The sequence below is a fragment of the Tsukamurella paurometabola DSM 20162 genome, assembly GCF_000092225.1.
GTDB classification, from domain to species: domain Bacteria; phylum Actinomycetota; class Actinomycetes; order Mycobacteriales; family Mycobacteriaceae; genus Tsukamurella; species Tsukamurella paurometabola.
The window spans coordinates 2,989,540-3,002,901 of sequence record NC_014158.1 but is presented as its reverse complement, the minus strand read 5'-3'; the positions used below and the strand labels follow the sequence as shown (position 1 = coordinate 3,002,901).

Genomic DNA, 13,362 nt, shown 5'->3' with positions numbered 1-13,362 from the left:
CTCCCATGTCCGAAGCCGCCGATCCGCTGCGCCGTCTCCTCGAGGCCGTACTCGCCGAGCCGCACCAGCGTCTCGATGCCATGGCCGAGGGGGCGCACAGCTCGCTGCATCACTTCGCCCGGCAGGTGCGCGCCGGTGCGGGTGAATCGCCCATCGCGCTGCGCCGGCGCGTGTTGCTCGAACGCGCCGCCTGGCAACTGCAACGCGGTTCGACAGTGACCGACGCCGCCTTCGCCGCGGGATACGAATCCGTCGAGGGGTTCATCCGGGCCTTCGCCCGCGCCTACGGGCACTCGCCATCGCAGCTTCCGGCCACCGTCGGACACTGGTTACCGTCACCGAACGGCCTGCACTTCCACTCGCCGACGGTGCTCTATGTCGCGGACGGGCACGAAGAATCCACGGGTGACGTGCTGGCGCTGCAGGTGCAGCACGACGCGGCCGATACCGGCGCGCTCCTGGCGGCTGTCGGTGGACTCTCGGCGGAGGAGTACCGCAAGGTCCGGCTCCCCGGATCGTCACCGCGGCATTGGGACGGTCCGGACGAGTCCCTCGCTCAGGTGATGTGGCACCTCGTGCACAGCGCCGAGCCGTGGCTCGCCACCGTGGCGGGCGATCCCGAACCCCGGCGTGATCCCGACGACGATCCCGATGTCCTTCGCGCCCAGCACGAGCTCATCTCGCCGCGGTGGCTGGGGCTCATTCGCGATATCGAGCGGCGTGGTGCGTGGGGTGATCGCGTGATCGACGCGCTGTGCGATCCGCCCGAATCCTTCCTGCTCTCGCAGATCGTGGTGCACGAGCTGACCTTCTCGACGCATCGTCGGTTGCTCGCACGCTGGATGCTGGCCGACGCCGGCGTCGGCCTCGACACTCCCGAACTGGACCCCGACCCCATCATCTGGCACCGCCGCGTCACCGGAGGAATCGCATGACCGCGTACTCGTACTACACCGCCTCGACCCTCGACGGCTTCCTCGCCGACGAGCACGACAGTCTGGATTGGCTGCTCAGCCAGCCCATCGACGACGGCGGGCCGATGAACATCGAGGAGTACATGACCGCGGTGGGCGCGATCGTCATGGGCTACACCACGTACCAGTGGGTGGTGGACCATGAGACCGGTTCCGGTGCCGAGTGGCCGTACGCGCAGTATCCGACATTCGTCTTCACGCACCGTGACATCGAGCCGGTCCACGAGACGGTGACCGTCGTCTCGGGAGAGCCCGCGGCGCAACGCTCACGTCTCGAACGGGTCGCGGGAGAGAAGGGCGTGTGGGTGGTCGGTGGCGGAGACCTCGCCGCGCAGTTCGCCGAAGCGGGCATGCTCGACGAGGTGGTGATCAGTTACGCACCCGCCACCGTCGGGTCGGGACGGCCGTTGTTCCCGCGCGCCTTCGACTTCGAGCTCGTCGAGTGGGCGCGCAATAGGGCCTTCCTCTGCGGTCGTTACCGTGTGATCGGCAGCCGCACATGATGATCGGAGCTGGTGTGCATGTTGCACCGGTGCCGCACGGAAGATGGAGCACTGTGCGGTAGCTCACACGCGGGGCACGCGGGCATCGTCGAAGCATCACAGCTTCGACCGTCACGGAAGGCCCCACGATGAATGCATCGACCACGCAGACCGACGATTTCGATCTCGTCATCATCGGTGCCGGTATCGCCGGTATCGGCGCCGCGAAGTACTTCACCGAGGCCTTCCCCGGCAAGCGGATCGCGATGCTCGAGGGGCGCGCGAACATCGGCGGCACGTGGGATCTGTTCAAGTACCCCGGGATCCGCTCCGACAACGGCCTGCACACCTACGGCTACGAGTTCAAGGCATGGACGGACCCCGACGCCATCGCCGAGGCCCCGAAGATCCTGAACTACCTGCAGGAGACGGTCGACGAGTACGACCTGGGCGGGCTCATCCGGTTCGAGCACAGCGTGCAGCACGCGTCGTGGTCGTCCGCCGACGCCCGCTGGACGCTCGATGTGCGTACCCCGGAGGGCGCGAAGAGGATCACCACGAAGTGGGTCTTCGCCGGTACCGGCTACTACCGCTACGACGAGGGCTACACCCCGCACTTCGAGGGCCGCGAGGACTTCCAGGGCGACATCCTGCACCCCCAGCACTGGCCCGAGGACTACGACTACGCGGGCAAGAAGGTCGTGGTGATCGGCAGCGGCGCCACCGCCGTGACGATGATCCCGTCGATGCTGAATCACGCGGGTGCCGCCGCGCACGTCACCATGCTCCAGCGCACCCCCACGTATGTGGTCGCCTGGCCCAAGGTCGACTCCACAGCGCTTCTCTTCACCAAGTGGTTCGGCGAGAAGCGGGGCTACGCCGTCACCCGGTTCACCAGCATCTGGGCCGAACGCGGCCAGGTGAAGTTCATGCGAGCCTTCCCGCGAATCGCGCGCGCACTGGTCCGCCTGCAGAACAAGTCCCGGTTGCCGCAGGACTACGCCGTGGACACGCACTTCAACCCGCCGTACGACCCGTGGGATCAGCGACTGTGCCTGTCCCCCGACGGGGACTTCTTCGCGGCCCTGAGCGGTGGCGACGCATCCGTCACCACCGACAAGATCGAGCGATTCACCGAGACCGGGATCGCACTCGAATCGGGCGAGCACCTCGACGCCGACGTCATCGTCACCGCGACCGGCCTGAACATGCGCCTGCTCGGCGGGATCGAGTTCGACGTCGACGGAGCCCCCGTCAGCATCCCGGATACCGTCGCCTACCGCGGCACGCTGCTAACCGGACTGCCCAATCTGTCGATCGCGATCGGCTACACCACGTCCGCCTGGACGCTGAAGATCGGGATCGTCGCCCGGTACATCTGCGACCTGATCAAGCACATGGACGCCTTCGGCTACGACAGCGTGCGCGTGGAGGCCGACCCCGCGATGGAACGCCGGCCGATCCTGGACCTCGATTCGGGCTACGCCCAGCGCGCTCGTGATGTGATCCCGAAGCAGGGGACGGGCATGTTCCAGATGTCGATGTCGTACCAGCAGGACGCGAAGATCCTGCGCGGCCCCCTGCTCGACGACGCCCTGCAGTTCGGTTCCACCCGCGACGAGGGTGCCGGCGCACCGACGAAGGAGCGGGTCGATGCCTGAGGATCTCGACCGGTTCGCGGTCCTGCCCGGCGGAACCCGCATCTGTTTCCGCGTCGACGGACCCGCCGGCGGCACACCGGTCCTGCTCGTCGCGGGCCTCGCCGAGGACCTGACCACCTGGTCCGACCGGTTCGTCTCGGCGCTCGTCGCCACCGGGTTCCGGGTGATCCGGATGGATAACCGCGACTGCGGACGGTCGAGCTACGCCACCATGCCGCCGCCGAACATGCTGCGCCAGCTAGCCGCCCGGCCGCGCCGGGACGCCTACACGCTGGCGGATATGGCCGCCGATGCGGCGCAGCTGATCGACCACCTGGGTGTCGGCCCCGTGCACCTCGTCGGACGGTCGATGGGCGGCATGATCGCGCAGACCGTGGCCGCCCGGTACCCGCACCTGGCCACGACCCTCACCTCCCTGTACTCGACCACGGGGGATCCGAAGGTGGGCCAGCCGGCACCGTCGACCTGGGCGCTGATCGCCGCCCCGCCCCCGCGCGATCGGGTGGGCGCCGTCCGCGCGCACCTGCGCATGACCGCGCACCTCGCCGGCACGGCGTACCCGATCGACGAGGCGGAAGAGGCCGCGCACGCCGTCGCGACCTTCGAGCGCACCGCCGGCGACGCGGTCGCCGGCACCTCCCGCCAGATCCAGGCGATCCAGGCCTCCGGTGACCGCGCCGCGGAGCTCGCCCGGATCACCGCGCCCACACTCGTCATCAACGGCGACCGCGACCTCATCGTCGCTCCGTCCGGAGGCGAGGCCACCGCGGCCGCGACCCCCGACGCCCGGCACATCGTGATCCCCGGTATGGGGCACCACCTCCCGGACGCGCTCGCCCTGCGCATCGCCGACCTCGTCGTCGGCCATCTCGAGCGGGCCGCGCCGCCCTCGCGTGACCCGCAACGCCGCACTGCCTGAATCCTCTCCCCTCGCATCACGAAGGAATCCCATGAGTACCACCACGTTCCCCGCGGAACAGGCGACGTCAGTGAGCGTCACGATCGACGATGACGCCACGCCCGTGGTGCGGCTGATCGGCCGCACCCTGCGTGACGCGGTGCGCCTCGGTCATGCCCCCGATGTGCTCGGGCGCGGCACCGGCACGGTAGCCGTCCACTCCCACGCGACCCCGCAGGCCGCCACCGTTACCTTCTCCGAGGGCGCCGTGACCGTCACGGGCGGTGTGTTCGCCCCGACCGATGCGTCGGTCACCGTTGACCTCCACTCCCGGTTCGCCTGCCGAGCAGAGGATGGTGACGGGGAGCTCGCCGCCGCCGTTCTACGCGTCCTACACGTGCCGCTGCCCGACTGGCGCGACGCGGCAACACGCTTCTGGGACATCACTCGCGGGATCCGCGGAGTGCCCGACGTGCTCGTCGCCGTGGCGACCGGACCGCACGGCCGCGAGGAGGCCCGCTTCGGCACGGGCGTGACCACCTACCGCATGGTCGGTACGCCCGACGCCCTCGCCGGCGTCTTCACCGGCGCCGATTTCCTGTTCACCGCCCTGGAACGCGGTCTGGGCGTCCAGGGCAGCATGGCCCAGCTCTCGGCTATGACCGCCGCCTCCTGGAAGGCCCGTTACGATGTCTGACCCGATCGCTCCCGCTACCATCACCGGCCAGCCGGTCAAGGCCTATCGCGTGGAGGCCACCAACCACGACGGCAGCTTCATGGGTAAGAACGTCACGCCCGCGAAGTTCGCCTCCGGCAAGGCATCCGGGTTCGCCTTCGCCGATGTGCTGTTCGCCATCGACATGGGCACCGACGTCGTCTTCGGCGACCCGTACCCGCAGTGGCGCGGCAACCTCTACGACATCGCGCTGCTGCCCGACATGGACACCCTCGTGGAGTGGAAACCCGGCGTGCACTCCGTGATCGGCGACTTCTGGCTGAAGGACGGCAGCCCCAATCCGATCTGCCCGCGCAACCTCGTGCGCCGGCAGATCGACCGACTCGCCGCCCTCGGCTACACCGCCACCGTTGCCGTCGAGATCGAGACCACCCTGTTCGAGGAGCCCATCCAGGAGGCCCGGGCCCGTGGCTACCGCGGCCTGACACCGCTCGGCGGCGAGACCGGCGCGACGTACAACCTCGCGCGGTCTTCGGACTGGATCGACTACATGGAGGCCGTCACCGACCGGCTCGACGAGCTCGGCATCGTCTGGGAGGCGTGGACCGACGAGGCCGCCCCCGGCCAGACCGAACTGAACATCGCCCCCGGTGCGCCGCTGGCGGTCGCCGACGCGTGGGTGCGGACCAAGCAGGTGATACGCGAGATCGCCTGCGAGAAGGGACGGTCCGTCACCTTCATGGCCAAGCCCACCGCGGGCTTCGGGCAGGGTGCACACCTGAACGTCTCGCTGCAGCGCGACGGCGTGAACCAGTTCTACGCCCCGGACGGCCCCTCCGAGCTCATGCTCGACGCGGTCGGAGGCCTCATGGCCACGATGGCCGGCGCCACCTTGATCTCGCTGCCGCAGATCACCTCGTACCGCCGCCTGGTCGACGTCTCCGGCCCACCGACCACGATCAGCTGGGGCGTCAGCAACAAGACCGCGGCGCTGCGCGCCATCGCGGGACATCCGAAGTACTCCCGGCTGGAATACCGCGTTCCCGGCTCCGACGTCAACCCCTACTACGCGCTGGCGGTCGTGCTCGCCGGCATCGTGGCGGGAATCGAGAAGAAGGTGGCCCCGCCGCCGCAGGTCGATGACATGGCCTGGTGCCTGCCTGACGACTGCGGCGTCGAGCGGATCCCCGACTCGATGACGAAGGCGATCGCGGCGCTCGACGCCGACGTGCTCCTGCGCGAGTACTTGGGCGACGAGTTCGTCGACTTCTGGACGGCGTCACGCCGGTGGGAGTGGATGCAGTTCCACACCACGGGAGGCGACCCGTACGTCGAACTCTCCGAGTGGGAGTCCCGTCGATACTTCGAGTTCTCATGAACGGCAAGGCTTCCGGACGCAAGCCGCTGGTCGGTATCACCGGCCGTCGATTCCAGCTCAGTCTGCTCGCCAGCGCCGACCCGCGGTACGGCAAGGCGTGCATGGACTCGTTCATGTCCGCGTTCGCCACGCGCATCGCGCAGGCGGGCGGCGTGCCCGTGCACCTGCCCTACGACGCCGACCCCGCGGATGTCTGCGAATGGCTGTCCGGCGTGGTGATCACCGGCGGGCAGGACGTGCACCCGGACCGGTGGGGCGGCGACGCCTCCGTGGTCCGCGGCATCGACCCCCGCACCGACACCCAGGCGCACGACCCCGAGCGCGACGAGTACGAGTTCGCACTCACCCGCGCCGCGATCGACCGCGGCATCCCGCTGCTCGGCGTGTGCCGCGGCGTGCAGGTGCTCAACGTCGCGCTCGGCGGCACGCTGATCGCCGACCTGCCGCCGGGGCCGGTACCGCACCTGTCGCAGCAGGGTGCGCCCACCGACGGCGACGCCGAGCACGTGGTGACCTTCGAGCCCGGCTCGACCGCGGCCCGCGTCTTCGGCCCGAGCATGCTGACCAACTCGTGGCACCACCAGGCCCTGGACCGCTGCGGCACGGGGCTCGTGGTCACCGGCCGGATTCTCAATGATCCTGTCAAGCGGCGGCCGCGGTGATTTGCGGGGCGGCTGGCTGCCAGGTTCGGTTGTCGCGGATGAGGGCGTAGAGCACGTTGACGCGGCGGCGTGCCAGGCAAATAGTCGCGGGGACGTGCTTCTTTCCCTGAGCGCGTTTTCGCTGGTAGTAGTCTTTGGCGGCGGGATCCCAGCGAGCAGCGCTCACCGCTGACAGATACATCACTCTGCGCAGTCCGCGGTGGTAGCGCTGGGGCGTGCATAAGCGTCCGGTCCGTTTGCCAGAGTCTTTCGTGACGGGTGCGAGGCCGGCCCACGACGCGAGATGATCTGCGGAGAGAATCCGTGAGGTATCGCCGACGGCGGCTAGAAATTCGGCGCCGAGGCGAAATCCCATGCCGGGCAGGCTCACAATCGCTTCGGCGAGCGGATGGCGGCGAAACCGTTCCTCGATGGCGGCGTCGGCCGCCTTGATCCGCTTATCGAGGTCGATCACCCCCTGTGCAAGCTCGGCTACCAGATCTGCGGCGATGGCCTCGCCGGGCAGGGTAATCGACTGCGCCTTAGCCGCGGTGACGGCGGCTTCGGCGATTGGACCTGCGTTCCGCACCCCTGCATCGGCTAGGACTCGGGTGATCCGTGTGATCCCCGATCGGCGGATTGCCTGGGGCCGCTGGTAGCGGGCCAAAAGCGCGATCCACCCGCGATCGGTGGAAGGCTGTGCAGCCCGCTCCAGCGCAGGACTGATGGCGACCAGCTGCTGCCGCAGCCGATTGATCGTGCGGGTGCGGTCGGCCACCAGATCCTCACGGTGAGCGGTGAGCATCGATAGCTCGGTGACCAGGTCATCGTTGGGGCGCAGCAGCGGAAGATCATCGCCCCGCATGCGCCCCTGGTCTGCGATAACCCTCGCATCTTTGGCGTCGCTCTTTGCCTCGCCGCCTCGGTAGATCGCCGAGGCCTGCCAGACGGCGCGACCAGTCAGATACCGCACGGAATGCCCGGCTGCGGCGAGCATCGTCAGCAGGAGGGTCGCGTAAGTGGTGGTCAGGTCCACCGTCCACGACACGGTGCCATCGCGAGATTCAACTTCGGTGATCGCCGCAGCGATCGAGACCTCATCGTTGGCAACCTTACGAGAGGAGATCACCTTTCCGGCGTCGTCGCAGACAGCCATCCAGTGGAACTCCTTGCCAACATCTACCCCTACCCACCAACGACTTTCGCTCTTCACCATCTGCGCTCCTGTTCGCTTGTTAGCCCTGTGAGGTGGACCCGATGGGCATCCTCGCCAGCAGGTCCTTAAACAAGCGATCGATTTCGCAGATCTCAATCAGCGGCCCGAGGACACCCAGACAGATCGGGTAGCCAATCCGGCCCAGCCGCACCGTAAGGCCGGCAACACCCTAACTAGCCTCGCCCGATCTGCCCGGGCTTGCAGCCGAACGTAATCCATCGCGCTCGCCTGCACCTATGAACTTAAGGACACCCGACGGGGTCATCGAGGCGGTGGAGGTGCCCGGCGCACCGATCCTAGGCGTGCAGTGGCACCCCGAATGGATGGAGAGCGACGACCCGGCCATGAGCTGGATCGTCGACGAATCGAGACAACGACAGGAGGCTTGGGGATGACCATCGACACGACCCCGGCCGTCGCCGCTGACGACATCGGCGCCACCCCTCGCGTACGGACCATCACGGGCCTGCTCGCCGACGGTGCCGCCCGAACGCCCGACGCCGAATTGCTCCGCTTCGGCGACGAATCCTGGACCTACCGGAGGTTCGACGAGGCGTCGTCGCGGCTCGCGCACCGGCTCATCGAGACCGACGGCATCGCTCCCGGCGACCGCGTGGCGATCATGCTGCCCAACATCGCGGGTTGGCCGCTCACCTGGCTGGCAGCGCTGAAGGCAGGCGCGGTCGCGGTGCCCGTCAACTCCGCCTACCGCGCGGCGGATCTGCAGTTCGTGCTCACCGATTCCGGCGCCCGGGTGATCGTGACCGATGGCGATCACCTCCCGCTGGTGCGCGAGGTCATCTCCGGCGATCCTGCCCTCGCCGGCGTCGCCGTGCTGGACATCGCGGAGACGGCCGACGCGGCGTTCCCCGCGACCGCACCGGAGGTCTCCGTCGGACCCGAGACGCTCGCGAACCTGCAGTACACATCGGGCACCACGGGATTCCCGAAGGCGTGCATGCTGACCCACGACTACTGGACCCGGATCGGTTGGGTGTGTGCGGGATCCGTCGGGCTGGGGCCGGACGACGTGCTGCTCACCGCGCAGCCCTTCTCGTACATGGATCCGCAGTGGAACACCGTCCTGGCCCTGACCACCGGGGCACCGCTCGTGGTGCTGCCGCGCTTCTCGGCATCGGGATTCATGGCCGACGTGCGCAGCCACGGTGCCACCTTCTGCTACGTCCTCGGCTCCATGCCGACGCTGCTGTTCAAGCAGCCGCCCGGCCCCGAGGATCGGGACAACCGCCTGCGCGCGGTGTTCTGCTCCGCGATTCCCCAGGCCCTGCACGCCGACCTCGAGGAACGCTGGGGTGCGCCCTGGCGTGAGGTCTACGGGATGACGGAGAGCGGGATGGACCTCTACAGCCCGTTCCACGACGTCGACGCCGTCGGCAGCGGCACGCTCGGACACCCCGTGCCCACCAAGCAGATCCGGATCGTGGATGCCGATGGCACCGAGGTGGCCGCCGGCACGCCGGGTGAGCTCACGGTGTCCGGGGCCCCGATGATGCTGGGCTACTGGAACCGGCCCGAGGCCACCGCCGAGACGATCCGCGACGGCTGGCTGCACACCGGCGACCTCGCCGTGGTCGACGAGCACGGCGGCATCCGTCTCGTGGGCCGACTCAAGGACATGGTGCGGCGCGGCGGCGAGAACGTCGCGGCCGTCGAGGTCGAGGCCGCCCTCGAACACGACGATGCCGTTGTCGCGTCTGCCGTTGTCGCCGAACCCGACCCGGTGCTCGGTGAGGAGGTCAAGGCGTTCGTCCAACTGGGCCCGGGGATCGCCGCCGAGCGCGCGACGGCCGCGGCGATCGTCGCGCGCGTGGCCCAGCGGCTCGCGAAGTTCAAGGTGCCGCGCTACATCGAGTTCGTCACCGACTTCCCGCGCACCCCGTCCCAGCGGGTCGCGAAACCCACCCTCAAGGCCCGTGCCGCCGAGGTGCCCGGCACGGTCTTCGACCTGCGCGCTTCGTCGAGCATCCCGGCACCGTCGAACAAGGAGAATCCCGTGGAGCACAACAACGATCCCACCGAGCAGGTGCTCGTGGAGATGGTGCGCGAGGTCGCCGTCATCACGCTGCGCCGCCCCGACAAGCTCAACGCCCTGACGGTGGGCATGCGCCGCCGCCTCGCCGCCCTCATCCGCGAGTACGGCACCGGCGAGCTCGCCCGCGGTATCGTACTCACCGGTACCGGGCGCGCCTTCAGCGCCGGCGAAGACCTCTCCGCGCCGCCGACAGATTTCGACGGTATGCGGGACAGCTTCGAGAGTTTCCACGATGTGACCCGCGCCGTGATCGAGACCCGCGTGCCCGTCATCGCCGCGGTCAACGGGATCGCGGTCGGCGGCGCGTCGGAGATCACGTTGTGCTGCGACGCCCGGATCGGCGCCCACGAGGCGCGGTACTACCAGCCGGAAAACTCGCGCGGACTCACCATCTCGAACGCGTCGAGCCTCCTGCTCACCCGGATCGTCCGCGGCCACGCCATGCGGATGATCCTGGGGTCCGAGAAGATCGGCGCCGAGGAGGCGCTGCGGATCGGGCTGCTCGACGAGGTCGTGGAGCAGTCCGCGCTCGTGGACCGCGCGGTCGAGACGATCCATGCGTGGACCCCGGAGGGCGCGAACACCACGGCCCTGCACCTGGGGCTGTTGCGGCCGACAGTCGACGAGATCGAGCGCGCCTTCGCCCGCGAGGACGCCGCGGCGGACGAGGCGTGGAACAGCGGCGCCCTGACCGCCGGCGTTCAGAGCTTCTGGGACGCCCGCACCACACCCGCCACCGCCACCACCGGAGGAACCCGATGATCACCACCCGCGCCGCCGTGCTCACCGCCGTGGGCGAGCCGATGCAGCTGACCGACATCGTGGTCGACGATCCGCAGCCGCACGAAGTCCGCATCGCCGTCACGCACGTCGGCCTGTGCCACAGCGATCTGCACTACATGACCGGCACCGTCCCCACCGAGCTGCCCGTCGTGGTCGGGCATGAGGTTGCTGGAGTCATCGAGGCCGTCGGCTCAGCGGTTGCCGGATTCCGCCCGGGTGACCGCGTGACCGGTGCGCTCACGCCGGCATGCGGCGAATGCAGGAACTGCGACGCCGGCCACTCGACCCAGTGTCAGCGGCTCGATGAGATCCGGCGTCGCCCGCGCCCCGCGTACACACTGCCGGACGGAACTCCGGTGGCCCGGCTGGGCGATGTGGGTGCGTTCTCCGAGCACATCCTGTTGCGGGCCAACGCCGTCGTGAAGCTGCCCGACGAGGTGTCGACCACCGTCGGCTGCCTCCTATCTTGTTGCATCGTGACCGGCGTCGGCGCCGTGTTCCGCGGAGCCCAGGTGCGGGCCGGCTCCACCGTCGCCGTGATCGGCTGCGGCGGTGTCGGTTCCGCCATCATCCAAGGCGCCCGCCTGGCCGGCGCGTCGGCCATCGTCGGCATCGACCTCGACGATGCGCGCCTGGCGGCGGCGCGCTCCTACGGCGCCACGCACACCGTGCACGGCGCCTCGGACGTACCGGCGGAGATCCGCGAACTCCTCGGCGACGGCGTCGACTACGCCTTCGAGGCGGTCGGTTCCGCCCGCACCGCGTCCACCGCATTGGCTGCGGTCCGCGGCACCGGCACCGCCTGCCTCGTGGGCATCGCGCCGATGGGTACCGAGCTCGCCGTGCCCGCGCATGACTTCTTCTTCACCGAGAAGAAGCTGATCGGCTCGTACATGGGTTCCGGACAGGCGCGCGAGGACATCGCCCAGTTCGCCCGCCTCTACCAGCAGGGTCGGCTGCTGCTCGACGAGATGGTGACCGAGGTGATCCCGTTCGAGCAGATCAACGAGGGCTTCGAGGCCATGAAATCGGGCGACGTCACCCGCATCGTCGTCGCCATGCCCGCCGCCTCGGACGGCCCCGTCCGAGCCGACATCCGACCCGAGACCGCGGAGGCGACCCGATGACCACCATGAACACCACGCTCACGCAGCCGCGCAGCTACATCGCCGGCGAGTGGGTCGACTGCACGACGCTCGATGCCTGGAACGTCGACCCCAATACGGGGGAGCCCGTCCACCGGATGGTGACCACCGCTCCCGCCGACCTGGAGCGGGCGCTTCAGCTCGCGGAGCGGGTCTATGAGGCCACCGACTTCACCGCCGACCAGTTCCGTCTCGAGCGCGCCGATGCCCTCGAGCGCGCCGCAGCGAACGTGGAGGAGCGGGTCGAGGAGATCGCCCGCATCGACGCGCTCACCAGTGGCACCGCCATCAGCGCCACGCGCACGGTCGCGGCGTTCCTGCCGTACCGCTTCCGTGGCGCCGCCGCCGAGGCCCGGAGCATCGCCCGTGTCACCCCGCTCGCCGCGGACGGCCGCGACGTTCGGCTGCACCGGATTCCGTGGGGCCCCGCCGCGATCCTCACGCCGTGGAACGGGCCCAGCTTCATCCCCGCGGCGAAGACCGCCAGCGCGATCGCCGCCGGCTGCCCCGTCATCCTCAAACCGTCCGAGCACGCACCCGCGAGCGCGCAGATCATCGTCGAGTGTTTCGCCGAGGCGGGGCTGCCCGAGGGCTCGCTGCAGTTGGTGCACGGGACGGGTGACATCGGCGCGGCGCTCACGGGCGACCGTCGGGTCCAGGTGGTGTCGTTCACGGGCGGCCCCGGTGCCGGCCGGGCCATCGCCCGCGCCGCCGCCGAGAACTTCACGGTGCTCCAGTTGGAGCTGGGCGGCAACAATCCCGCGCTCGTCCTCGACGATGCCGACGTGGACGTGGCCGCGGACGGAATCCTCACGGGTATGACGAATCTCAACGGACAGTGGTGCGAGGGGCCGGGCAAGGTGCTGGCGCCGCACCGGTTGGTCGGGCCGCTCCGGGAAGCGTTGTCGGAGCGGATCGCGAAGCTGCGCATCGGGCATTCGCTCGACGAGAGCACCGACATCGGCCCGATCTCCAACGAGCCGCACTACCGGACGCTGCTGCAGCGGATCGACGGCCTGCGCGCCCTGGGCGCCGAGATCGATCAGCCGGGCGACTTGCCGGGGCTCGCCGGCTACTTCATCTCCCCGACGATCGCCACCGGCTCCGACCCCGATCGCACCACTGCTGAGTTGTTCGGCCCCGTGATCTCGCTGCACGGCGTGGATTCGGACGAGGAGGCGCTGCGCGCCGCGAACGAGCACCCCTCGGGCCTGGACGCCTACGTCTTCGGTACCGACACCGATCGCGCGATCGCCATCGGGGCGCGCGTCAAGTCCGGCGAGGTGCGGGTGAACGGCGCGAAGGTCCTGGACCTCGGCGACGACTCGGCGCAGAGCTTCTGGGGGCCGTCCGGCATCGGCGGGCACGGGCCCGCCGAGTCGGTCCGGGTGTTCTGCGGCGACCGGGTGGTCGGGGTCGACTCGCCCGACCTACCCATGTGACCGGAGGTGGCCG

At 69.3% G+C, this 13,362-nt stretch carries 11 protein-coding genes and 1 pseudogene; 11 read left to right on the top strand and 1 reads right to left on the bottom strand.

Going from position 1 to position 13,362, the window contains the following annotated elements; translation table 11 throughout:
* The first annotated feature begins 5 nt into the window (after positions 1 to 5).
* The 7 genes from TPAU_RS14485 to TPAU_RS14455 all read left to right on the top strand — a co-directional run bounded on the left by TPAU_RS14485 (position 6) and on the right by TPAU_RS14455 (position 6,731).
* Positions 6 to 935 carry a helix-turn-helix transcriptional regulator gene (locus tag TPAU_RS14485; RefSeq protein ID WP_013127504.1) on the top strand — a complete coding sequence of 310 codons (930 nt, stop codon included), beginning with the start codon at positions 6 to 8 and terminating at the stop codon, positions 933 to 935.
* Positions 932 to 1,477: a dihydrofolate reductase family protein gene (locus TPAU_RS14480; protein WP_013127503.1), complete on the top strand. Its 546-nt coding sequence runs from the start codon at positions 932 to 934 to the stop codon at positions 1,475 to 1,477. The genes TPAU_RS14485 and TPAU_RS14480 overlap by 4 nt, the downstream gene beginning before the upstream one ends.
* A 128-nt stretch (positions 1,478 to 1,605) precedes the next feature.
* The gene (locus TPAU_RS14475; RefSeq protein WP_013127502.1) at positions 1,606 to 3,117 is read left to right on the top strand and encodes a flavin-containing monooxygenase; all 1,512 of its coding nucleotides are present in this window, start codon (positions 1,606 to 1,608) and stop codon (positions 3,115 to 3,117) included.
* Entirely contained in the window at positions 3,110 to 4,036 is a 927-nt protein-coding gene (locus tag TPAU_RS14470; protein ID WP_013127501.1) for an alpha/beta fold hydrolase, read from the top strand. The genes TPAU_RS14475 and TPAU_RS14470 overlap by 8 nt, the downstream gene beginning before the upstream one ends.
* Before the next feature lie 31 nt (positions 4,037 to 4,067).
* The gene (locus TPAU_RS14465) at positions 4,068 to 4,712 is read left to right on the top strand and encodes a hypothetical protein (protein ID WP_013127500.1); all 645 of its coding nucleotides are present in this window, start codon (positions 4,068 to 4,070) and stop codon (positions 4,710 to 4,712) included.
* The gene (locus TPAU_RS14460; protein ID WP_013127499.1) at positions 4,705 to 6,069 is read left to right on the top strand and encodes a glutamine synthetase family protein; all 1,365 of its coding nucleotides are present in this window, start codon (positions 4,705 to 4,707) and stop codon (positions 6,067 to 6,069) included. Before TPAU_RS14465 ends, TPAU_RS14460 begins: the two co-directional genes overlap by 8 nt.
* Positions 6,066 to 6,731, top strand: coding sequence for a gamma-glutamyl-gamma-aminobutyrate hydrolase family protein (locus TPAU_RS14455; RefSeq protein WP_013127498.1), 666 nt, complete (start codon positions 6,066 to 6,068; stop codon positions 6,729 to 6,731). Before TPAU_RS14460 ends, TPAU_RS14455 begins: the two co-directional genes overlap by 4 nt.
* Here TPAU_RS14455 and TPAU_RS14450 read toward each other — a convergent pair.
* Entirely contained in the window at positions 6,712 to 7,926 is a 1,215-nt protein-coding gene (locus TPAU_RS14450) for an IS110 family RNA-guided transposase (protein ID WP_013125570.1), read from the bottom strand. The two genes, TPAU_RS14455 and TPAU_RS14450, sit on opposite strands and share 20 nt — an antisense overlap.
* 245 nt (positions 7,927 to 8,171) lie before the next feature.
* On the opposite strand from TPAU_RS14450, the pseudogene TPAU_RS22430 reads away from it, so the two are divergent.
* From TPAU_RS22430 to TPAU_RS14435, 4 genes and pseudogenes are all read left to right on the top strand, one after another.
* Positions 8,172 to 8,321 (top strand): annotated as a pseudogene (locus TPAU_RS22430) (gamma-glutamyl-gamma-aminobutyrate hydrolase family protein); the annotation flags it as partial.
* Positions 8,318 to 10,741 (top strand): AMP-binding protein, encoded by a 2,424-nt coding sequence (locus TPAU_RS14445; RefSeq protein WP_013127496.1) that lies wholly within the window; start codon positions 8,318 to 8,320, stop codon positions 10,739 to 10,741. The pseudogene TPAU_RS22430 and the gene TPAU_RS14445, both read left to right, overlap by 4 nt.
* Positions 10,738 to 11,889, top strand: coding sequence for a Zn-dependent alcohol dehydrogenase (locus TPAU_RS14440; protein ID WP_013127495.1), 1,152 nt, complete (start codon positions 10,738 to 10,740; stop codon positions 11,887 to 11,889). Before TPAU_RS14445 ends, TPAU_RS14440 begins: the two co-directional genes overlap by 4 nt.
* Positions 11,886 to 13,349 carry an aldehyde dehydrogenase family protein gene (locus tag TPAU_RS14435; RefSeq protein WP_013127494.1) on the top strand — a complete coding sequence of 488 codons (1,464 nt, stop codon included), beginning with the start codon at positions 11,886 to 11,888 and terminating at the stop codon, positions 13,347 to 13,349. Before TPAU_RS14440 ends, TPAU_RS14435 begins: the two co-directional genes overlap by 4 nt.
* Positions 13,350 to 13,362: the final 13 nt, after the last annotated feature.